Below are 21,374 nucleotides of genomic sequence, written 5' to 3'. Positions count from 1 at the left end.
GCCGCCCTGTCGCCTGCAAAAAAAGAAGGGAAAGCTTCCCTTCTTCTTCAATAAGCGATTAAAGTACGCTTGCACGTCCTTTGTAAACAGCTCCGCGGGCGGAGTCGACCGTAATGTCTTCTCCCTCTTTGAGAATGGAAGTCGCATTTTCCATTCCGACGATGACAGGGATGCCGAGGCTCAAGCCTACGACTGCCGCGTGGCTGGTTAAACCGCCTTCTTCAGTAATCAGCGCAGCCGCTTTTTCAAGGGACGCCATCATGTCACGATCCGTGCTTTTTGTAACCAAAACGGCGCCATCTTTCATTTTTTTATCCGCTTCTTGTGCATTTTGAGCGATGACCACTTCACCAAACGCGGATTTGCGTCCGATTCCCTGGCCTTTTGCGACCACGTCTCCGACAACATACACTTTCATCAAGTTTGTTGTGCCGGCTTCACCGACAGCTCCGGCCGTGATAACGATCAAGTCGCCGTGGCGTACGATGCCTGTGTCGAGAGATTTTTGCACTGCTTTTTCAAGCATTTCGTCAGTCGAGCTGTGGTTTTGTCCGCTTGTTGCGAAAACACCGAAGACAAGAGACAGCTTTCTTGAAACCGCATCATTTACCGTAACTGCGACAATCGGCGCCTGCGGGCGATATTTGGAAATCATTCTCGCCGTATGACCGCTTTCTGTCGGTGTGACGATGGCATTCACGTCAAGGTTGATTGCCGTATGCGCCACAGACTGGCCGATGGCATCTGTAATTGACATGCTGACTTGCTTGCTTCGTGCAGAAAGGATCTTTTTATGGTTGAGCGCTTCTTCTGAACGGGAAGCGATATTGTGCATCGTCTGAACGGCTTCAACAGGGTAATTTCCCGCAGCAGTTTCACCTGAAAGCATAATCGCGTCAGTTCCGTCAAAGATCGCATTGGCAACGTCGCTCGCTTCCGCGCGTGTCGGACGCGGATTGCGCTGCATGCTGTCGAGCATTTGGGTAGCCGTGATAACAGGCTTGCCAAGCGCATTGCATTTTTTGATCAGTTCTTTTTGAACGAGCGGCACTTCTTCAGCAGGGATTTCAACACCAAGGTCTCCACGTGCGACCATCAGACCGTCTGATACTTCAAGAATGGCATCGATGTTGTCAACGCCTTCCTGGTTTTCGATTTTTGGAATGATTTGAATATCTGCCGCATTGTGCTCTTCAAGAAGTTCGCGGATTTCAAGAACATCCGACGGACGGCGCACAAAAGATGCCGCGATAAAATCAACACCCTGCTCGATACCGAACACAATGTCGTTAGCGTCTTTTTCCGTAATTCCCGGAAGATTGACGCTGACGCCCGGCACATTCACGCCTTTTTTGTTTTTCAGCGTTCCGCTGTTCATTACTTTCGTGACGATTTCACGCTTGTCCTTGTTGACATCTGTGACTTCAAGTCCGATCAGTCCATCGTCAAGCAAAATCGTTGAACCAATTGATACATCGTGAATCAACCCATCATATGTAACTGAGATTTTTTCAGGCGTACCGATGACTTCTTCCATTGACACGATCAGCTGAGAACCCGCTTCCAGTTCGATTGAACCGCCTTCCATTGTGTGCGTGCGGATTTCCGGACCTTTCGTATCAAGAAGGATACCGATATCTTTTCCCAGCTTGCCGGCTGCTTCGCGAATGTTTTTAATTCTTGCGCCGTGCTCTTCGAAATCTCCATGGGAAAAGTTCAAGCGCGCCACGTTCATTCCGGCTTCCATCAGCTGGGTGAGCTTTTCAACAGTTTCGCTGGCCGGCCCAATTGTACAAACTATTTTAGTCTTTCTCATATTGCTTCCTCCTCGGGTTTTACACTAGATTGACAGTTCTTGAGACAAGCGGTACATGCTTTGATCAATTGTATGTTTATGATCGAGTATTTCAATGATATCATGATGCACAAGCTGGTTATTTTGAATTCCGACACAGCGTCCGCCTTTTCCTTCAAGAAGCAGTTCAACCGCAAATGCCCCTAGACGGCTTGCCAATACACGGTCTGCTGCAGTCGGAGAACCGCCGCGCTGGATATGTCCAAGCACCGATACTCTAGTTTCGAGATTTGTGGCTTCTTCAATTCTTTTGCCGAATTCAACGCCGCTTCCGACGCCTTCCGCCACAATGATGATGCTGTGTTTTTTGCCGCGCTCATGCCCTCTTTTCAGCCTCGCAATAATTTCTTCCATATCGTAGTCAGCTTCAGGGATCAAAATGGATTCCGCGCCTCCTGCCAAACCTGACCATAAAGCAATGTCCCCGGCATGGCGGCCCATTACTTCAATCACGTATGTACGTTCGTGGGATGTAGCTGTATCCCTAATTTTATCGATGGCATCGATAACGGTATTTAACGCCGTATCAAATCCGATCGTCAAATCTGTTCCAGGGATGTCATTGTCGATTGTTCCCGGCACTCCGACACAAGGAAAACCGTGTTCTGTCAGCTTTTTCGCTCCCATATAAGAACCGTCTCCGCCAATGACGACTAATCCTTCTATACCATATTTTTTTAAATTCGCTATTCCTTTTTCCCGTCCTTCTACCGTTTTAAACTCAGGACACCTTGCTGTATATAGCTTCGTTCCTCCGCGGTGAATGATATCTCCGACAGAACCGATTTCAAGCTTTTCTATTTTTCCGCTGATTAAACCTGAATACCCGTTGTAAATTCCGTATACTTCTACGTCATGGTAGATCGCTTTCCTGACAACCGCGCGGACCGCCGCGTTCATTCCCGGGGAATCTCCGCCGCTCGTCAATACTCCGATACGTTTCATCTTTTTCACCTCGAAAACATATATAATTTACCTTAACACGTTCATTGCCGCTAAAACAATGAAAAAGGGATGAAAATTTTCCGAAAATCCCTATAAAACCTTACTCATTATACAATTAAACAAAAAGTTTTTAAATAAATTTTAAGCAAACTCTTTGAAAAATCGCGGGTGAAAGACACAATCCTTTCACTTTTCACCTTTATCCATAAAAAATAAACGTGAGCCAAAGGCCTCACGTTTATTTATTTTATCCCAACAAATTGGTTTTCAGTCGAAATTTTTCCAATTGATTTATACTTGTTATATCTTTGTTGAATCAGCTCGTTCTTATCCAGTTTCAGCAAGGATTTAAGCTCGCTTTTCAGCGCTTCATCGATGTAGGCGGCCTGCTGCTCTACATCGCGGTGTGCTCCGCCTCTTACTTCTTTTATAACATGATCTATAATATCCAATTCTTTAAGGTCCGGAGCGGTGATTTTCATTGTTTCTGCCGCTTTTTTCGCGAGTCCTGAATCCTTCCAGAGGATAGCAGCCGCTCCCTCGGGAGAGATCACCGAATAAGTTGAGTTTTCCAGCATCAATAAGCGGTTTGCGACGCCGAGCGCAAGCGCTCCCCCGCTGCCGCCTTCCCCGATGACGATCGAGATGACCGGCACAGAAAGTCCCGCCATTTCAAAAAGATTCTTGGCAATTGCTTCGCTTTGCCCCCGCTCTTCAGCTGCTTTTCCAGGGTATGCTCCTTTTGTATCAATAAAGCAGATGATCGGCCTGTTAAATTTATCGGCCTGCTTCATCAGCCTGAGCGCTTTGCGGTAGCCTTCCGGATGCGGCATTCCGAAGTTGCGGCGGATGTTTTCTTTTGTATCCTTGCCGCGCTGTTGGCCGATCACTGTCACAGGAAGGCCCCGGAACTTGGCAATTCCGCCGACAATCGCTTCATCATCACCGAAATATCGATCTCCGTGGCATTCAAAAAAATCGGTAAAAAGATGTTCGATATAATCGAGCGTTGTCGGACGGTTCGGATGCCTTGCAATCTGGACTCTGTCCCAGGCTTTCAGATTTGTATAAATGTCTTCTTCAAGCCTTTCAAGACGAGCTTCAAGCTTCGTAATTTCAGAGCTTAAATCCATATCGGAATCCTGTGTGAACCTTTTCAATTCGGCGATCTTTTCACGCAGTTCGACCACCGGTTTTTCAAATTCTAATTCTCCAGCCACTCGAGATCACCTCCAGTTTGGTGCATTTTCAAAATGCTGCCGAGCGTTTTTTTCATGTCTGCTCTGTGAACGACGGAATCAAGCTGTCCGTGCTTTAACAGAAATTCCGCAGTCTGAAAATCCTCAGGCAGTTCTTCACGGATGGTTTGTTCGATAATTCTTCTTCCGGCAAAGCCGATCAGCGCGCCCGGCTCGGCAAGGTTGTAATCGCCGAGGGATGCGAAGCTTGCGGATACACCGCCTGTTGTCGGATGTGTCATCACCGAAATGATCAAGCCCTGCTCTTCACTGAACAGCTTTAAAGCGGAGCTTGTTTTAGCCATTTGCATCAAGCTGAGAAGGCCTTCCTGCATTCTCGCACCGCCTGATGCGGTAAAAATAATGAAAGGCACTTTTTCTTCTCTTGCCTTTTCGATCGCCAGCGTAATTTTTTCGCCTACGACAGACCCCATGCTTCCCATTCTGAAAGATGAATCCATCACGGCAACGACTGCCGGAGATCCGTCAACCGTCCCTTTTCCGGTGACAACCGCTTCATTCAGCGATGTTTTTTCCCGGTCTTTTTGCAGTTTCTCAAGGTATCCTGGGAATTCCAGCGGGTTTTCAGACATCATATCCTGATTGAATTCTTCAAAGGAGCCATCGTCCAGCAGGCTTTTTATACGCTGCTTCGCGTTCATTTGAAGATGGTAACCGCAGTTCATGCAGACCCTTAAGTTTTTATCCAGCTCTTTTGTGAGCATGATTTTTTTGCAATCCGGGCATTTTGTCATGATCCCTTCCGGTACATCTTGCTTTGCTGATTCCGCGGGAACGGAAGCGTATTTTTTTTTCTTTTTGCTGAATATATCTTTTAACAAAAGATTACCTCCCTTTTCTGAAGGGTTTTCTTCATGTATGCCTGTCCTGTTTATAGACTAGAACATCACTATACCGAAACTATTGTACTTTTTTTGTCAAACGGTGTCATCCTCAATTCGACATTTTTGACCGGCAAACAGCCGAATCGCACTTGATGCGGTTAGAGACTGACAAATTGATATATCAGCCTTGAGAGCGGATACAAAAGTCTGGAAAAGCGATTTGAAAAAATTTTTTACAGCTCGCATATTCCTTTACAAGTGTCCCCAATAAGAGGAAAAACTGTACATCATATTCGAGAAACAGCGCGTGACGGCTCTTTAGGCCAGAGCAATCACGCGCTGATCACAAAAATGGAGTTTTATTTTCCTTCAATTACTGCAAGCTTTCTTGTCTTTTCAGCGACTTCTTCAGGATCGACATCGATTCGTGCAACACCTGTTTCCATCGCGGCTTTCGCTACCGCTTTGGCAACGGCCGGTGCGACCCTTGGATCGAACGGAGCCGGAATGACATATTCGGGGCTCAGCTCTTCGTCGGAAACGAGTGATGCGATCGCCTCAACCGCGGCGATTTTCATTTCTTCGTTAATATGTGTCGCGCGGACGTCGAGCGCCCCGCGGAAGATGCCGGGGAATGCGAGAACGTTGTTCACTTGGTTAGGGAAGTCAGAGCGTCCCGTTCCAACGACGCTTGCTCCGGCTTCATGCGCTTCAGCAGGCATGATTTCAGGATTTGGATTCGCCATGGCGAAGATGATCGGTTTGTCAGCCATGCTTTCAACCATTTCTTTTGTCAAAGCGCCTTCGACGGAAACTCCGATAAAGACATCGGCGTCTTTGATCACATCTTTGAGCGATCCGTCTATGCGGTTTTTGTTCGTATATTTTGCGACTTCATCTTTAACAGCATTCATGCCGTTCGGACGGCCTTCGTAAATCGCACCTTTCGTGTCGCACATGATGATATCGCGCACGCCGAAATGATAAAGAAGCTTGATAATGGCAATTCCCGCTGCCCCGGCGCCGTTTGCCACGACTTTGACGGAAGACATCGATTTGCCGGACAGCTTAAGCGCATTGACGAGACCGGCTACCGTAACGATTGCAGTACCGTGCTGGTCATCGTGAAACACCGGGATTTTTGTTTCTTTTTTGAGGCGTTCTTCAATGACAAAACAGTTCGGCGCTGCAATGTCTTCAAGATTGACGCCGCCGAATGTCGGCTCAAGCAGCTTGACCGTCTCAACAATTTTGTCGACATCAGATGTATTTAAACAGATTGGGAATGCGTCCACACCGGCAAAGCTTTTGAAAAGAACCGCTTTTCCTTCCATAACCGGAAGGGCGGCTTCAGGGCCGATATTGCCGAGACCGAGTACTGCCGTTCCGTCCGAGACGACTGCTACCATGTTTCCCTTCATTGTATAATCGTATACTTTGCTGTTATCATCGTAAATCGCTTTGCAGGGCTCAGCCACACCCGGAGAATATGCAAGGCTTAAATCATCCGCATTGCGAACCTGCACTTTTGATTTTGATTCCAATTTGCCCTGGTTTACTTTGTGCATATGCAGCGCTTTTTCTTTCAATGACATGTTAACAAACACTCCTTCAAGGGAATTTTGCCAAAAACTTTGCTTCGTTTTCTGCTTAAGATTCTTGTAAGACGAACCCTAGAATCTTAAAAATGATAACACAATTGACCGCTTTTTTGATCAATAATGCTCAAAATACCTGCTATCTGAGCACAACATTTTTCTCACCTACAACGCTTTTCAGCCTGTAGAGGGCAGCGTGGTCAGCCTTGATGTTGTAGCTTTCCGGCAGCTGCATCGTTTGTTTCCGTTTTTCATAATAGACGCAGACCGGCGTTTCCCCTTTGTGTTCAAGCAGGATGCTGCTGATTTTCTTAAAGATATCGTGGGTGTGCTGACTTTCCTCCACTTTAATATAGACGGACGGCTGCTTTTTAGCATGAAGCGATTCGACAAGCGATGCCCCGGCGATGATCAGCTGGCGCTTTTCATTCCTTGTCTCAAGACGTCCTTCTGCAAAAAGCGATACGCCTTCTTCCAGGATCGGGGAAAGCTGTCTGAACTGTTCAGGAAAAACAACCGCTTCGATTTCCCCGCTTTCATCGCTCAGCTCCAGAAAAGCCATCGTCTGTCCCGTTTTTGTACGGATCGTCTTCATCTTCGTCAAAAGTCCGCCCAAAGCCGCCTTTTTACGGCTGGAGGCGAGCAGCTGAATAATCGGCAGCGCACCTGCACGGTCCAGCTTCTTGCGGTGAACGCTCAGCGGATGGTCAGAAAAGTAAATGCCGAGCGTCTCCTTCTCGTGTGCCAGCAGGTCGACGAGCGGCATTTCTTCCGTCTCGGCGTACTTCGGCTTAATTGTCAAGCCTTCATCGAGAAAGAAGCCGAGCTGATCATTGTCTCCTGCAAACAATTCGGCATGCTCCAGCGCGACATCGACAGAAGCGAGCAAAGTGGCCCGGTTTTCACCGAATTCATCCATTGCTCCGGCAAAAATTAAAGCTTCAATCGTTTTCCGGTTCACGCTTTTCACAGAAGTCCTGACACAAAAGTCAAACAAATCTGCGAACGGCTTTTCTTTTCTCGCCCTGTAGATTTCTTTCACAGCCGAAATCCCGACGCCTTTAACAGCCCTTAAACTGTAGCGCAGCGCCCCGTTTTCCACGACGAACGGATAGCCGCTCTTATTAATGGAAGGACCTAAAACATGCAGCCCTTTCCCTTTCGCTTCATAGATGTACTGAGCAAGCTTTTCCTCATTTCCGATCGCACTCGTCAAGAGGCCGCACATAAAGTAGAGGGGGTAATGCGCTTTTAAATAAGCGAGCTGGTAGCCGATCATGCTGTATGCAACCGCATGACTCCGGTTAAAACCGTAATTGGCGAATTTTACAATCAGATCGTATACTTCATTAGCCGCTTGTACGGAATACCCTTTTTTCAAGCATCCACTAATAAAATGATTTCTCTCTGTATCGAGAATTTCCTTGTTTTTTTTGCCGACCGCCCTTCGCAAAAGATCGGCTTCTCCAAGCCTGAAACCCGCCATCCGCGATGCGATCATCATGATCTGTTCCTGATAAACGATCACGCCGTATGTATCTTTCAAAATCTCGGCCAAATCCTCGTGCGGATAAGACACGGCAACCCGTCCGTGCTTTCGTTCGATATACAGCGGGATATTTTCCATCGGGCCCGGGCGGTACAAGGCATTGACAGCGACAATGTCTTCAAGGCTTGATGGCTTGAGCCTTTTTAAAACGTTTCTCATGCCGGCTGATTCGAGCTGGAAAATACCTGTCGTATCTCCTTCTGACAGCAGCTTAAACGTCTGTTCATCTTCATAGGGAATCGCCGAAAAATCGATGGTGACCCGCTCGCTTTTTTCGATCAGCGTTTTGATCGATTCAATGAGCGTTAAATTGCGCAAGCCGAGAAAATCCATTTTCAATAGTCCCAAGTCTTCTAGATAGCCCATCGAATATTGCGTTAAATATACACCGTCATGTCCTTCCTGTATCGGTATGATATTCGTCAGCGGCTCCTCGCTCAACACGACGCCCGCCGCATGAATGGACGTATGCCGCGGAAGCCCTTCGATTTTCTGAGCCGTTTTAAATATGTCCTGAAGCTTCTTGGACCCGTTCAGGCGCTTGTCCAGTTCAACAGAAAGAGCTCTCGCCTCTTTCAGCGTCACTCCAGGTTTGGACGGAATCAATTTCGCCAGCTGGTCGGCTTCTTTCGGACTGATGCCCATCACCCTGCCGACGTCCCGGAGCGCCGCTTTTGCGGCCAATGTACCAAACGTGATAATTTGCGCTACGTGCAGTGCCCCGTATTTATTTTTCACGTATTGGATGACTTCATCCCTTCTCGTATCGGGAAAATCGATATCGATATCGGGCATGCTGATGCGCTCCGGATTTAAAAACCGTTCAAACAGCAATTTGTGCTTGATCGGATCGACATCTGTGATAAACAGCGTATAAGCGACGAGAGAGCCGGCCGCCGACCCCCGCCCCGGCCCTGTGATAATGCCGTTGTCGTGGGCGAACTTCATGAAATCCCAGACGATCAAAAAATAGTCGCTGAACGCCATGTCGCGAATCACTTTCAGCTCATACTCAAGCCGTTCGACATACTCCCTCGGAGCGGCATCGAACCGTTTTTCCAGTCCGAGAAAGCAAAGCTCAGCCAAATAATCGTCAGCATTCTTGCCGGAAGGCGCCGGATATTTCGGCAGGCGCGTCTGGCCAAGGCTCAGGTCCACCTGGCACAGATCCGCGATTTTGACTGTATTCTCCAACGCGTCCGGACGATCCCTGTAAATGTCAAGCATTTCAGCGGGCGGCTTGAGCTCAAGATGCAGATCTCCTTCGGCCTTCATGTCTTCGTTCAGCTTCTCGCCCGTTTTAATCGCTTTTAAACACGTATAAGCTGCCGCATCCTCTTTTTCGATGTAGCGTACATCGCCGGTTGCGGCAATCGGAATTCCCGTATGTTCGCTGAGCTCCAGAATGCGTTCAGAAAGAAGCGGGTCGCCCTTGTACGGCTGATACGACAAATAAAAGCTGCCCTCTCCGAAGATCGAAAGACAGCGGAGGGCGGCGTTCTTCGCCTCTTCGATCAGCCCTTCTTTCAACAGCGCTTCAACATGGCTTGTCCCGCCCGTTGTCAGCGCAATGAGCCCTTCATGATAACTTTTGAGCCATTTTTCTTTGATGCCGGTTTTTGATTTCGACTGCAACACGCTGCTGATTTTCAGCAGGTTTTGGTAGCCTTTGTTTGTTTTCGCCAAAAGAACGAGCGGATATGAAAGCTGTTCTTTTTCATCTGTTAAAACTGAGGCTGTAAGCCCGATAATCGGCTTGATGCCGCGTTTTTTGCATGATTTATAAAATTCCACCGCCCCGTACATGACCTCATCATCCGTCAGCGCCATTGCGCTGTAGCCCAGCTCTTTGGCTTTGGCCGTGAGGTCCTCTACGGAAGCGGCGCTGTTTAATAAGCTGTAACCGCTGTGTACTTGCAGGTGAACAAAAGGCATTTCTGTCACCCCTTCCTTTTTCGAGCCGTCTCTTTTCATTATATGATGGGATCGAATGAGAAACAAATGTTCTTTCTTTGATCAACAATCATACTTGTCTTTCTTTATCCATATAGTGTGATAAGGTGAGGTGATCGGAATGGATCCTGAACAGCCCTTTTTTCCAAACTTTATCAGCTGTTATTTTATTGCGCTAGGAGTGCTTCTCGGCGGTTGCTTAATCGGAGGGATCGGCGCCTATCTGTCGGGACAGCCGCCTTTAACGATTATTACAAGCCTCGCAAACCGTCTAAAAATCTGGGCGCTGGTTGCGGCAATCGGCGGCACGTTTGACGCGGTCTACAGCTTTGAAAGGGGCATTATCGAAGGCAATACGAGAGACATCGTAAAACAGCTTCTCCTGATTCTTTCGGCGATGGGAGGAGCGCAGACCGGTTATCTGATCATCAATTGGCTCACACAGGAGCATATTTCCTCATGAGAATCCCTCCTTATTATAAAAAACCGGGTTGGCAGCGTTTTTTTGCGGGAATGATGTGCGGAGCCATCATCAGCTGGGTCGTGTTCCTGTTTACATACGGCACCTTTCAGGAGAAGCAGGTCGTCTTGATAAGAGAACAGAAAGAGCGCATCAATGATTTAAATGACCAGATCACCATTTACCGGGAGGACCTTCATAAGCTGAATGAAGACAATAAAAGAAAACTGCTGATTCAAAGCGTCGACGTCAAGCTGATCAACGGCAAGCAATACAAATTGTCACAGCCCGACATGATGAACTTTGAAGAGCATATCCGGGATAATATTTCGGATGTCATCACAAAGGATATCGAAAGCGTCTACCGGACGAAGGAGCTTTTAAAGCGGACGATTGAAAATAAAGAGTATACGATAAACGATAAAACGTACAAAGCGAAAGTCACCGAACTGACGATTTATACACGGCTTTCCGTTGAAATCAAAATCTCTTTTTCCGAATAAAATTATGGATTTTTTTTTACGATTTACATGCATTCGTCGCTTTTTTCCATATTTTAATTTAAACTGACAGTAAGCGATATGTAAGTTTTTTTAAAAAGGGAGGAAAGCAGAATGTACATTTACAGTTACCATCAGCTAGCAAGAGATAAAGTCAACCGGATCAAGCTGGGCTACTCGGCTTATGCGGAAACCGAAAGTCTCGCGTCCCTTATCAAAAGAGAGTTAAGAGCCCAAAACATCCATGTTTATGAGGATGTAACAGATATCGGATCATGGTTTATACCTGAATAAGCAGCAGCTGTAATGCGTAAAATGATCTGCTTACACTTTGCTGCTTACTTTTTCGCAAAATATAATGCAAACGCTTGCAGTTGAACTGCACAAAAAAAGAGGGACTTCCCCTCTTATTTGTTTTCTTTGCATATGCGCTCCAAGTCAGCGATGACAAGATCGGTGTCTTTCCAGTCATAGATGGAAGCACCGGCTGCGAGCGGATGGCCTCCGCCGTTGTATTTTTTAGCGACTTCATTGACAATCGGCCCCTTTGAACGAAGCCTTACCCTGATCTGGTCGGCTTCCTCCACAAAAAACACCCATGCTTTGATTCCTGAAATATTGCCGAGCGTGCTGACAAGCTGTGAAGCTTCAGACGGCGTAATATTGTATTGATGCAAAATGTCACGGGTGATGAATACCGACGCCACACCGTTTGCGGACAGAGAAACATTCTGGTAAATGTAACCGTTCAGCCTCACAACATTTAATTTCGTCTCATACAATTGATTAAAAAGCGCCTGAGAATTAAAAGGATACTCAATCAGCTCTCCGGCATATTTCAATGTCTTTTTTGTCGTGTTCGGAAATAAGAAGCGCCCTGTATCCCCCACAATGCCGGCATAGATCAGTTCGGCACCCTTTGTCGGAAGCGTCCATCCCGCTTGTTCTTTACCCGCTAAATACAGTTCGTAAATCATCTCGCTCGTCGAGCTCGCATTCGTATCCACCCATAAAAGGTCGCCGTATTGGTCTTCATTCGGATGATGGTCGATTTTGATCAGCTTGTCGCCCATGTTGTAGCGCGAATCGGAAATTCTCGCTTGATTGGCCGTGTCACAGACGATGACAAGTGCATTTTCATACACCGGGTCTTCAATCACATCCGGGGTGTACAAAAAAGCGAGGGAAGGCTCGGGTGTTCCGACCGCGAAAATATTTTTTTCAGGATAGGTTGCCCTCAGGATTTCCGCAAGGCCGCATTGGGATCCGTAGGCATCGGGATCCGGTCTCACATGTCTATGTATAATGATCGTGTCATATAATGATATGGTTCTGATGATTTCTTTTTTCATGACGCGCCCCTTCTTTACTTTGTTTTTAACCATTAAATCATAATCTGTTGTTGGTGGAAAGTGAAAGTTATGACTTTTTATTGTAGAAAGCGAACCCGATTATGTATACAATGGGTTTGTAAAACTTACAATGGAGGATGTCGATTATGCCGTTTTTTGTTTTTTTCATTGTGTTTTCAGCGATAGCTTATGGGTACTTCAAAGTAAGGTATGTGCGCACCAAAAAAGCGATTGAACGGGAATACTATTCGGCCAAGTCAAGCATGAGTCTGGGCCTGTTTATCATGTTCTTCGGCGCCAATCAGCTGCTTTTAAACCGCGGCACGCTGGCTGTCGTCATCGGCGTTATTTTTATGCTGACCGGGCTCGGGAGCATGTGGGCCGGCTACAGAGCCTATAAGCACTATGTCCCTTTGCTTGCGAAAGAAAACGAACGGGAAAACGCATAAGCGAAAAGAGGGACACTGGCCGCGTCCCTTAGCTTCTTTCCATCAGCTGAACCATCATCATCGCTTTGCCGACGAGAGCACCCTGGTGAAAAACTTCTATATCCATTTTTCCGAACTTTCTCCCGGCTTCGAGAATGTTCGGTTTTATTTCAATGACAGACTCCATTTGCACAGGCTTTAAAAAATAAATCGTCATGCTCTCTATCACGAGTTCGCCTTTTTTGCGCGACCGCAAAAAACGGTTTGCAGCTTCGGTCAAAATCGTCGTAAATACGCCGTAGGAAATCGTCCCCAAGTGGTTTGTCATTTGCGGCGTTACTTCGTATTGATAAACCGGATCCGGCTTGTTTTTGTCATTGTCCGATTCTTTGAAACCGCCGGTCACAATGTCATCGAGTTTTTCGCCGACCTGAGGCTGCTTCTGAATCATTTGAAGCGCCTTTAATACGTCCTGCCTGCTGATCATGCCGATCAGCTTTTGCCGCTCGTCAACGACGGGAAGCACTTCGATTCCTTCCCAGACCATCATCTGCGCCGCTGAAGCGACTGACGTTTTGCCGATTACTGTAATCGGGTTTTTCGTCATGACTTTTTCAATCAATACAGAGCGGTCATATCCGGCAACATCTTTTGAAGTTAAAATGCCGTGGATTTTCATCTGCTCGTCAACGATGGGAAAACGTCCGTGCCCCGTTTCAAAGTTTTTCTCATACCATCTTTCGAGCTTTTCATGAGGGGATAAGCAGACCGTTTTTTCCAAAGGGGTCAAAATATCCTCGACAAGCACGACCTCTTTTTTGATGAGCTGGTCATAAATCGCCCTGTTGATCATCGCGGCTACAGTAAACGTGTCATAGCTTGTAGAAATGACCGGGAGCTCGAGCCTGTCGGCAAGCTCAATAATCTCCGGCTCCGTATCAAAACCGCCGGTCACCAGCACGGCAGCACCCGCTTCCAAAGCCTGGCGGTGCGCATCGATTCGGTTGCCGACAATCAGCAGGTTGCCCGCCCCGGTATATCTCATCATCGCATCAAGCTTCATCGCTCCGATGACGAATTTGTTAAGCGTTTTATGAAGCCCTGCTTTTCCGCCAAGCACATGGCCGTCAATGACATTGACCACTTCAGCGTATGTCAGTTTTTCAATATTCTCTTTTTTCTTTTGCTCGATCCTGATCGTTCCGACCCTTTCGATCGTGCTGACAAACCCTTTATTCTCGGCTTCTTTTATCGCTCTGTAAGCAGTTCCTTCACTGACTTTCATTTCCTTCGCAATCCGCCTGACGGAGATTTTTTCGCCGACGGACAAAGAATCAATATATTTTAAAATCTGTTCGTGTTTTGTCGCCAATCGTTTCACCTTCATCCTCTGACTGCTAGATATATTTATTATAAATGGTTGTGCAATTGAACCGCAATCCGCCTTCGCAACATCATGTCCGTCTAAGAGCGATCATTCTCCATCAGAAGAAGCGCTTTTTCAAGCCATGAGCAATAACCGTTTTCCCGCTCCAGCGCCCGGGTCAATACAAGGTAATGGCCGAAATGAGGCGAGCGGAAAGTTATCGATTCACCCGCTTCGCGCTTCAATTCTTCGAGCTTATTTTTTAAAAAAACGGCTTTCTCCTCCCGCTTTTGAAGCTGATCGGCAAAAAGCCTTTTCGCTTCATCACGTTCCATCGAAGAGATAAAATAAGCTTTCAGCATAAATTCATCTTTTACCGTATCGGGGACCGGTTTGAATTCCGTAAGCCATCCGTGAAGTTCACGCTTTCCGGCCTCTGTGATGGAATACATTTTCTTTTCTAATTTTGAGCCTTGGATCACCGTTTCATATTCGATAAATCCTTCATCCGTCAGCTTTTTCAGCTCGGGATAAATCTGACTGTGCTTGGCGCTCCAAAATTGGCCCAATTCGGCTTTAAAGCGGCTTGTCATATCGTAGCCGCTCAAACTCCCGTGATCAAGGAGCCCCAAAATCGCGTATTTCAATACCCTCATAATATCCTCCCAAGAACAATCCGATTCCTATATTATATCATCATTAACATGTTTTGATAGACATATAACCGGTTCAACCGAAAAAAGGACCCGGATTCGGGTCCTCTAAAAACAAGTTTATTTAAATTCGATTGACTCACCGACCTCAAGCACTTTTCCGACGCCGCCGGGAAGGCTGTCCGCAAATGCATGCGGGTCCTGTTCGATGACGGGGAACGTCGAGTAGTGAACCGGTACAACCTGTTTCGCCCTGAGCCATTCTGCGGCCAGTTTGGCGTCCTCCGGGCCCATCGTAAAATTATCGCCGATCGGCAGGAAAGCGAGGTCGATATGATTTAATTCACCGATCAGCTTCATATCTGAGAAAAGCCCGGTGTCTCCTGCATGAAAAATCGTCCTTCCTTCCACAGTCAAGAGGATCCCCGCCGGCATGCCGGTATAGACGATCTTTTGGCTGTCTTCTTCCGTATAAGCCGATCCGTGGAAAGCCTGCGTCAGCTTGACTTGGCCAAAATCGAACTGATGGGAGCCGCCGATATGCATCGGATGGACATTCAGGCCTTTCCATCCCAGATAGACCGCGAGTTCATTCGGAGCTACAACGAGCGAATGATTTCGCTTGGCGATTTCGACGGTATCGCCGACATGATCGTTATGACCGTGGGTCAGCAAAATAACATCCGCTTTAACCTCTTCCGGCTTTAAATCGGTTAAAGAATTTCCTGTAATAAACGGATCGAAGATCAACTGATGATTTCCCGTTTCAACTGTTACCACTGAATGACCATGATATGTCACTTTCATCATATCCACCCCTGTTTTTTAATTTCGCACGTCTAAAGAGAATGACGGTTAATCACATTCAAGCCGCCTGTCGCTTCAATGACTGTTCCCGTAATGTAGTCGGAATGTTCATCGCATAGAAAAGTGATGATCCTTGCGATATCTTCACCGGTTCCCGACCTGCCGATCGGCGTTTCCTCATCAAGTGACGCCCTCGCTTCTGAAATCGAGGCCTCTTTCATATCCCCAACGATGTTGCCTGGACAAACCATGTTGGCTGTGATGCCGGAGCCCGCTTCTTCAATGGCGATCGTTTTTGTTAAAGAAGCCAGCCCCACTTTCGCCGCTCCAAAAGCGGAACGATGCAGCCAGCCCGGCGCATGGTCGGCCCCCTGAAATCCGTATGTGATGATGCGGCCGAACCGCTGGCGCCTCATCACCGGAACAACCGCTTTAAACAGATGGAAGACAGAGCTTAAGTTGCCTTCAAGCATGTCATACCATTCATCATCAGTATAATCTGCAAGCTTTTTTCGTTCAAATATGTATGGGCCGGCATTATTGATCAGAAGATCAATTTTTCCAAATCGCTCAAGTGCGGCATTCACCATCCGGAGCAGGTCTTCTTTCTTGGTGACATCTCCCTTTACAAACTGTAAACGGTCAAGGGATGACCGCCATTTTTCTTTTAGGCGGCTGACAGCTTCTTCGTCCTGCCTGTAATTCACCGTCACTGAGTAGCCTTTTTCAAGCAGGGCTTCCGTCACTTTACGCCCCAAACCTTTTGAACCGGCAGTAATTAACGCATGGCGCACATCTTTCCCTCCCAGGCATTGGTTCTCGGTATTCGTAAATGATTGCATGTATCTACCTATACTTTACTACAAAAGCCAGAGTATATCACATGTGGAGCATCGGGAAATTTGCAATCGCCGCTGGACAGAAGAAAGCTGAAGCCCGCTGTTACGGGCTCCAGCTTTCTATTGTTTATCTGCATCAGCTAACGGCTGTGCGTCATCGTGCGCGACAAATCCGCTGAAATAGGCATCAGAGATTTGCTGAACGGTTTCTTTATCGCCGTCGGCATCATACATGTATGCGTGTTTTGACTGATCTTGTTTCATTGCCACACCCCTTTTCGATTCACAAATCTATTTTGCGTATGAAGCCGCACAGTTATGAATCGAATCGGGAAGTGTTAAAAATTGTTCAAACAATGCTTCGCCTTTTGAATGGCTTCTTCCACCTTTTTGAATCCCGTCCCGCCTTCACTCATCCTTTTTTCGACGGCATGGTGCGGGTCGAGCACGATGTAGACGTCTTCTTCAAACAGTTCGCTTGCCTTTTCGAACTCTTCAAACGGCAGGCCGCTGAGATAAATGCCTTTTTCGATACAAGTGTAGACAAGCTTCCCGACGACTTCGTGCGCCTCTCTGAACGGCATGCCCTTTTTCGCCAGATAGTCGGCAAGTTCGGTGGCATTTGAAAAATCCTGCTCCGTTGCTTTTTTCATCATATTTTTGTTCACTGTCATCGTTTTCGTCATGCCGGCAAAAATCTCAAGGCTTCCTTCGACCGTTTTCACAGTATCAAACATACCTTCTTTGTCTTCCTGCAAATCTTTATTGTACGCTAACGGGAGCCCTTTCATAATCGTCAGGAGGCCGATCAGATCACCGTATACGCGTCCGGTTTTCCCGCGGATAAGCTCTGCCATGTCCGGGTTTTTCTTTTGCGGCATCATGCTGCTCCCCGTAGCATAAGTGTCATCAAGCTCAATGAATTTAAATTCCTGCGAACACCAAAGAATGATTTCTTCGGAGAATCTTGACAGATGCATCATCAAAATGCTGCTCGCGCTTAAAAATTCAAGGATGAAATCCCTGTCGCTGACGCCGTCCAAGCTGTTTTCATATATCGAGTCAAACCCGAGCAGACCTGCTGAATATTCACGGTCGATCGGAAATGTCGTTCCGGCGAGCGCCCCGCATCCAAGGGGGGACTTGTTAATCCGCTTGAATGAATCATGATAGCGTTCTTTATCGCGCTCAAGCATCCAGAAGTAAGCGAGCAAATGATGCGCGAACGAGATCGGCTGCGCCCGCTGCAGATGGGTGTATCCCGGCAGTATCGTCTCCACATGTTCTTCCGCTTTTTCGATAAGCACGTGTTGAAAAGCCGTAATCAGCTCGATGATATGCTCTGTGTGCCCTTTTAAATACAGGTGCATATCCGTCGCCACCTGGTCGTTTCGGCTTCTGGCCGTATGAAGCTTTCCGCCGAGCGGCCCGATTTCGTCAATGAGCATTTTTTCAAGGTTGAGGTGAATGTCTTCGTAATCGACTGAAAAATCGAGTTCGTTTTTTTCCGCTTTGTGCAAAAGGGATGTCAGGCCTTCTTTTATTTTGACCGCTTCTGCTTCGGTTAAAATGCCGCATTTTTCAAGCATGGAAGCATGAGCGAGAGACCCTGCGATATCTTCTTTCACGAGCGTTTTGTCAAAGTGGATCGATGCGCCGAACTCATCGACCCATTTTTCCGGTGTTTTTTGGAACCGGCCTCCCCACAGCTTTTTCATGCTTTAATCTGCTCCTTTTTTTGGACGATGCTGTTTACTTTCGTCGGCAGTCCCCACAGCTCGATAAAGCCGACGGCAGCGTGATGATCGAACGCATCGTCTTTTGTATACGTCGCCAGTTTTTCATCATACAGGGAGTATTCGGATTTACGCCCTTCAACGATCGCATGGCCTTTGAACAGCTTGACGCGGACGACGCCCGTGACATGCTTCTGCGTTTCTTTCAGGAAACCAGAAAGCGCGTCTTTAAGCGGAGAAAACCACAGGCCGTTATAGATCACTTCAGCCATTTTTTGTTCGATCAGAGGTTTGAAATGCGCCACTTCTTTTACTAATGTCAAATCTTCAAGCTCTTTGTGCGCCTTCATCAAAGTCATCGCGCCCGGGCATTCGTACACTTCGCGTGATTTGATGCCGACAAGGCGGTTTTCAACATGGTCGATGCGCCCCACTCCATGCGCGCCCGCCAGTTCATTAAGCTTTAAAATCAAGTCTGACAGCGAGTAATGAGCGCCGTCAATGGAAACCGGAACGCCCTCTTCAAAAGCGATTTCGATCACATCGGGGGTATCCGGTGTTTTTTCAAGCGGCTTCGTCAAATCATAAGCCCCTTCAGGAGGCGCCGCCCATGGATCTTCCAGAACTCCGCATTCATTGCTTCTGCCCCACAGGTTCTGGTCGATTGAATACGGGCTGTCAAGATTGATCGGAATCGGAATGCCGTGCTTTTCTGCATACGCGATCTCTTCGTCGCGCGACCATTTCCATTCGCGCACAGGTGCCAGCACCTCTAAATCCGGATTGAGCGATTTAATGGACACCTCGAAGCGCACTTGGTCATTTCCTTTGCCTGTGCAGCCGTGAGCCACGGCTTGGGCGTTCTCTTTTTCAGCCACTTCGACCAGCTTTTTGGCGATCAGCGGTCTGGACAGAGCTGATACAAGCGGGTACTTTCCTTCATAAAGCGTATGGGCCTGGAGGGCGGTCAGTGCAAACTCTTTCGCAAATTCTTCTTTTGCATCGATAACATATGAATTAGAAGCCCCGACTTGAAGCGCTTTTTGCTGAACAAATGCGAGATCTTTTCCCTCCCCGACGTCAAGGCAGCAGGCCACTACATCATATCCCTGTTCCTGCAGCCATTTTATCGCGACAGAAGTATCAAGTCCTCCTGAATATGCTAAAACCACTTTTTTCTTTTGCGTCATTTTGAAAAACTCCTCTCATCTCGGTGCTCTTTTTGTATAAAAATAAGTTTTATTTAATAAAAATACATTTAATATGTATACACTTTAACAAGGAAGTCTGGTTTTTTCAACCTTTTTATAAAAAAAACTTCATTCATTTTTTATGAATGAAGTTCAGTGCATATTCAGCGTTCAGCCGGAGGGCTTTCCGGCTTTATTTTTTCATATCTTTTCTCAGTTCTCTGATGACATGGGCAAGCTCAGGCACAATCAGCTTTGACATTGCAAGCTTAACCGCCCCGCTTGAACCCGGTGTTGCAAACACGGCTTTATTTTGAATAACACCCGCTGCAGCTCTTGAAAGGATCGCAGCCGCTCCGATATCCTCTGTATAACTCAGCATGCGGAATATCTCCCCAAATCCCGGAATTTCTTTCGAAAAAAGAGGAACGATCGACTCGATTGTTACATCTCTAGAGGCAATGCCCGTCCCTCCGTTTAATAGGATGGCATCGATACGGTCATCAAGACAGCCTTCCAGCACAGCTTTTTGAATCATTTCCTTTTCATCCTTTACAATCTCATAGGAAACGATCTCATGACCGTCTTCCGCTAAAAACTCTTTCATAAGCCGGCCGCTTTTATCTGTGTCTTCCGTTCTTGTATCGCTGACAGTAATAACTTTGCAGTTGACGCGGTCCGGCGCTTCTTTTTTATGTTCCTCAACACTCATGGCTAAATAGCCTCCTTTATACAGTCTTTTTTCATTATAAAGGGGAAGATGCATAAAAAAACAGCCTTCCTTGTAAAGAGAAGGCTGTTTTTTTATTTTTAGTGAGCCAGTCTAACGACGTCTCTTGCAATCATCACTTCTTCATTCGTCGGGATGACGAGGACTTTTACAGGTGAATGCGGATAGCTGATAAACGCTTCTTTTCCACGGACGTTATTCAACGCAGGATCCCAATAGACACCCATGAATTCCAAACCATGAAGAACGCGCTCTCTGACTTCAACGCTGTTTTCCCCGATGCCGGCAGTGAAAATGATCGCGTCTACTCCGCTCATTCTCGCTGCATAAGAACCGATGTATTTATGAATTCTGCTTGCGAATACTTCAAGGGCTGTTTCCGCACGTTCATTGCCTTCTTTAGTTGCTTCGACAATATCGCGCAAATCGCTTGAGAATCCGGAAATACCTAAAAGACCGCTCTTTTTATTGAGTGTGTTCAGGACTTCGTCGGCTGTTTGACCCGTTTTTTCCATAATGAACGGGATAAGCGCAGGATCGATGTTTCCTGAACGCGTACCCATCGCCACACCTGCAAGCGGTGTGAAGCCCATTGATGTATCGATTGATTTGCCGCCTTCAACAGCTGCGATGCTCGCGCCGTTTCCAAGGTGGCAGGAAATCAGGCGAAGTTCTTCAATCGGACGGCCGAGCAGCTCTGCCGCGCGTTCAGTCACATATTTATGAGATGTGCCATGGAAACCGTATTTACGGATGCCGAATTTCTCATAGTATTCGTATGGCAGACTGTACAGATAAGATTGTTCCGGCATTGTTTGGTGGAATGCCGTATCAAAAACGGCCACGGCAGGAACATTTGGAAGTACTTCTTTAAACGCTTTAATTCCGACAATATTAGCCGGGTTATGAAGCGGTGCGAGTTCTGAAATCTCCTCGATCTCATGGATCATTTCATCCGTCAATAAAACGGAGTCGCTGAACTTTTCGCCGCCGTGTACGACGCGGTGTCCGATTCCGTCGATTTCATTTAAATCTTTGATAATGCCGAATTTTGTAAGTTTATCCAGCAGCATTTTTACGGCTACGGAGTGGTCCGGGATATCTGTTGTTTCGGTCTTTTTTTCGTCGTTGACGGAAATCGTGAAGATGCCGTTATCCAGCCCGATTCGCTCAACAAGGCCTTTTGTTAGTACTTTTTCGCTGGGCATTTCGAACAGTTGAAATTTCAATGATGAGCTTCCAGCATTGATTGCAATAATTTTGGACATAAAATGACGCTCCTTTTTACCTATAGTCCGGTGACATTATGTTCAACCCGGATCATAAAAAA

Annotated in this window: 20 protein-coding genes; 4 read left to right on the top strand and 16 right to left on the bottom strand. The window is 46.9% G+C overall.

What is annotated here, in order from left to right; translation table 11 throughout:
* Positions 1–58: 58 nt before the first annotated feature.
* The 6 genes from pyk to dnaE form a co-directional block, all read right to left on the bottom strand.
* The gene (pyk, locus tag LQ247_RS17750) at positions 59–1,816 is read right to left on the bottom strand and encodes a pyruvate kinase (RefSeq protein ID WP_020452560.1); all 1,758 of its coding nucleotides are present in this window, start codon (positions 1,814–1,816) and stop codon (positions 59–61) included.
* 24 nt (positions 1,817–1,840) lie between these two features.
* Entirely contained in the window at positions 1,841–2,800 is a 960-nt protein-coding gene (pfkA, locus tag LQ247_RS17745) for a 6-phosphofructokinase (protein ID WP_020452561.1), read from the bottom strand.
* 242 nt (positions 2,801–3,042) lie between these two features.
* On the bottom strand, positions 3,043–4,020 hold the full coding sequence (gene accA / locus LQ247_RS17740) for an acetyl-CoA carboxylase carboxyl transferase subunit alpha (protein WP_023855491.1): 978 nt from the start codon (positions 4,018–4,020) through the stop codon (positions 3,043–3,045).
* Positions 4,005–4,880, bottom strand: coding sequence for an acetyl-CoA carboxylase, carboxyltransferase subunit beta (gene accD, locus LQ247_RS17735; RefSeq protein WP_020452563.1), 876 nt, complete (start codon positions 4,878–4,880; stop codon positions 4,005–4,007). Before accD ends, accA begins: the two co-directional genes overlap by 16 nt.
* Before the next feature lie 362 nt (positions 4,881–5,242).
* Positions 5,243–6,478, bottom strand: a complete 1,236-nt coding sequence (locus tag LQ247_RS17730; protein ID WP_020452564.1) for an NAD(P)-dependent malic enzyme — start codon at positions 6,476–6,478, stop codon at positions 5,243–5,245.
* A gap of 142 nt (positions 6,479–6,620) precedes the next feature.
* Positions 6,621–9,965 carry a DNA polymerase III subunit alpha gene (gene dnaE, locus LQ247_RS17725; protein ID WP_231006354.1) on the bottom strand — a complete coding sequence of 1,115 codons (3,345 nt, stop codon included), beginning with the start codon at positions 9,963–9,965 and terminating at the stop codon, positions 6,621–6,623.
* A 139-nt stretch (positions 9,966–10,104) separates the two neighbouring features.
* On the opposite strand from dnaE, the gene LQ247_RS17720 reads away from it, so the two are divergent.
* The 3 genes from LQ247_RS17720 to LQ247_RS17710 all read left to right on the top strand — a co-directional run bounded on the left by LQ247_RS17720 (position 10,105) and on the right by LQ247_RS17710 (position 11,237).
* Positions 10,105–10,446 carry a YtrH family sporulation protein gene (locus LQ247_RS17720; protein ID WP_003184343.1) on the top strand — a complete coding sequence of 114 codons (342 nt, stop codon included), beginning with the start codon at positions 10,105–10,107 and terminating at the stop codon, positions 10,444–10,446.
* Positions 10,443–10,946 carry a sporulation membrane protein YtrI gene (ytrI, locus tag LQ247_RS17715; RefSeq protein ID WP_026579084.1) on the top strand — a complete coding sequence of 168 codons (504 nt, stop codon included), beginning with the start codon at positions 10,443–10,445 and terminating at the stop codon, positions 10,944–10,946. The genes LQ247_RS17720 and ytrI overlap by 4 nt, the downstream gene beginning before the upstream one ends.
* Positions 10,947–11,057: 111 nt before the next feature.
* Positions 11,058–11,237: a hypothetical protein gene (locus tag LQ247_RS17710; RefSeq protein ID WP_020452567.1), complete on the top strand. Its 180-nt coding sequence runs from the start codon at positions 11,058–11,060 to the stop codon at positions 11,235–11,237.
* Positions 11,238–11,350: 113 nt separating this feature from the next.
* Here the strand turns inward: LQ247_RS17710 and LQ247_RS17705 are convergent, their stop codons facing one another.
* Positions 11,351–12,295: a DHH family phosphoesterase gene (locus tag LQ247_RS17705; protein ID WP_105980073.1), complete on the bottom strand. Its 945-nt coding sequence runs from the start codon at positions 12,293–12,295 to the stop codon at positions 11,351–11,353.
* Positions 12,296–12,441: 146 nt separating this feature from the next.
* On the opposite strand from LQ247_RS17705, the gene LQ247_RS17700 reads away from it, so the two are divergent.
* Positions 12,442–12,744, top strand: a complete 303-nt coding sequence (locus tag LQ247_RS17700; protein WP_020452569.1) for a YtpI family protein — start codon at positions 12,442–12,444, stop codon at positions 12,742–12,744.
* A 28-nt stretch (positions 12,745–12,772) separates the two neighbouring features.
* Here LQ247_RS17700 and LQ247_RS17695 read toward each other — a convergent pair whose 3' ends face one another.
* The 9 genes from LQ247_RS17695 to LQ247_RS17655 form a co-directional block, all read right to left on the bottom strand.
* Complete coding sequence (locus LQ247_RS17695) at positions 12,773–14,095, bottom strand: CBS domain-containing protein (RefSeq protein WP_026579082.1); 1,323 nt, start codon at positions 14,093–14,095, stop codon at positions 12,773–12,775.
* A gap of 92 nt (positions 14,096–14,187) precedes the next feature.
* The gene (locus tag LQ247_RS17690; protein ID WP_020452571.1) at positions 14,188–14,745 is read right to left on the bottom strand and encodes a PadR family transcriptional regulator; all 558 of its coding nucleotides are present in this window, start codon (positions 14,743–14,745) and stop codon (positions 14,188–14,190) included.
* 117 nt (positions 14,746–14,862) lie between these two features.
* Entirely contained in the window at positions 14,863–15,549 is a 687-nt protein-coding gene (locus LQ247_RS17685; RefSeq protein ID WP_020452572.1) for a metal-dependent hydrolase, read from the bottom strand.
* Positions 15,550–15,581: 32 nt separating this feature from the next.
* On the bottom strand, positions 15,582–16,343 hold the full coding sequence (locus LQ247_RS17680) for an SDR family oxidoreductase (RefSeq protein WP_023855495.1): 762 nt from the start codon (positions 16,341–16,343) through the stop codon (positions 15,582–15,584).
* 165 nt (positions 16,344–16,508) lie between these two features.
* A complete protein-coding gene (locus LQ247_RS17675) occupies positions 16,509–16,652 on the bottom strand; it encodes a hypothetical protein (protein WP_020452574.1) in 144 nt (47 codons plus the stop codon).
* Between the two features lie 74 nt (positions 16,653–16,726).
* Complete coding sequence (gene argH / locus LQ247_RS17670; protein WP_020452575.1) at positions 16,727–18,106, bottom strand: argininosuccinate lyase; 1,380 nt, start codon at positions 18,104–18,106, stop codon at positions 16,727–16,729.
* Positions 18,103–19,314 (bottom strand): argininosuccinate synthase, encoded by a 1,212-nt coding sequence (locus LQ247_RS17665; RefSeq protein ID WP_231006353.1) that lies wholly within the window; start codon positions 19,312–19,314, stop codon positions 18,103–18,105. Before LQ247_RS17665 ends, argH begins: the two co-directional genes overlap by 4 nt.
* A gap of 193 nt (positions 19,315–19,507) precedes the next feature.
* Positions 19,508–20,026 carry a MogA/MoaB family molybdenum cofactor biosynthesis protein gene (locus tag LQ247_RS17660; RefSeq protein ID WP_023855497.1) on the bottom strand — a complete coding sequence of 173 codons (519 nt, stop codon included), beginning with the start codon at positions 20,024–20,026 and terminating at the stop codon, positions 19,508–19,510.
* A 98-nt stretch (positions 20,027–20,124) separates the two neighbouring features.
* Positions 20,125–21,312, bottom strand: a complete 1,188-nt coding sequence (locus tag LQ247_RS17655) for an acetate kinase (RefSeq protein ID WP_020452578.1) — start codon at positions 21,310–21,312, stop codon at positions 20,125–20,127.
* Positions 21,313–21,374: the final 62 nt, after the last annotated feature.

This window comes from Bacillus sp. BS3(2021), assembly GCF_021043345.1.
GTDB lineage: Bacteria > Bacillota > Bacilli > Bacillales > Bacillaceae > Bacillus > Bacillus paralicheniformis.
Note: the sequence above shows the minus strand (reverse complement) of the source record. Positions and strands in the feature narration are given on the sequence as shown.

What these genes read in the sequence shown, in the direction of transcription:
- LQ247_RS17690 (WP_020452571.1), bottom strand. Translation starts at nt 14,745, where the DNA reads ATGAGGGTATTGAAATACGCGATTTTGGGGCTCCTTGATCACGGGAGT.
- LQ247_RS17730 (WP_020452564.1), bottom strand. Translation starts at nt 6,478, where the DNA reads ATGTCATTGAAAGAAAAAGCGCTGCATATGCACAAAGTAAACCAGGGC.
- argH (WP_020452575.1), bottom strand. Translation starts at nt 18,106, where the DNA reads ATGAAAAAGCTGTGGGGAGGCCGGTTCCAAAAAACACCGGAAAAATGG.
- LQ247_RS17710 (WP_020452567.1), top strand. Translation starts at nt 11,058, where the DNA reads ATGTACATTTACAGTTACCATCAGCTAGCAAGAGATAAAGTCAACCGG.
- pfkA (WP_020452561.1), bottom strand. Translation starts at nt 2,800, where the DNA reads ATGAAACGTATCGGAGTATTGACGAGCGGCGGAGATTCCCCGGGAATG.
- pyk (WP_020452560.1), bottom strand. Translation starts at nt 1,816, where the DNA reads ATGAGAAAGACTAAAATAGTTTGTACAATTGGGCCGGCCAGCGAAACT.
- LQ247_RS17685 (WP_020452572.1), bottom strand. Translation starts at nt 15,549, where the DNA reads ATGAAAGTGACATATCATGGTCATTCAGTGGTAACAGTTGAAACGGGA.
- LQ247_RS17720 (WP_003184343.1), top strand. Translation starts at nt 10,105, where the DNA reads ATGGATCCTGAACAGCCCTTTTTTCCAAACTTTATCAGCTGTTATTTT.
- dnaE (WP_231006354.1), bottom strand. Translation starts at nt 9,965, where the DNA reads ATGCCTTTTGTTCACCTGCAAGTACACAGCGGTTACAGCTTATTAAAC.
- LQ247_RS17660 (WP_023855497.1), bottom strand. Translation starts at nt 20,026, where the DNA reads ATGAGTGTTGAGGAACATAAAAAAGAAGCGCCGGACCGCGTCAACTGC.
- LQ247_RS17655 (WP_020452578.1), bottom strand. Translation starts at nt 21,312, where the DNA reads ATGTCCAAAATTATTGCAATCAATGCTGGAAGCTCATCATTGAAATTT.
- LQ247_RS17665 (WP_231006353.1), bottom strand. Translation starts at nt 19,314, where the DNA reads ATGACGCAAAAGAAAAAAGTGGTTTTAGCATATTCAGGAGGACTTGAT.
- ytrI (WP_026579084.1), top strand. Translation starts at nt 10,443, where the DNA reads ATGAGAATCCCTCCTTATTATAAAAAACCGGGTTGGCAGCGTTTTTTT.
- LQ247_RS17705 (WP_105980073.1), bottom strand. Translation starts at nt 12,295, where the DNA reads ATGAAAAAAGAAATCATCAGAACCATATCATTATATGACACGATCATT.
- LQ247_RS17700 (WP_020452569.1), top strand. Translation starts at nt 12,442, where the DNA reads ATGCCGTTTTTTGTTTTTTTCATTGTGTTTTCAGCGATAGCTTATGGG.
- LQ247_RS17675 (WP_020452574.1), bottom strand. Translation starts at nt 16,652, where the DNA reads ATGAAACAAGATCAGTCAAAACACGCATACATGTATGATGCCGACGGC.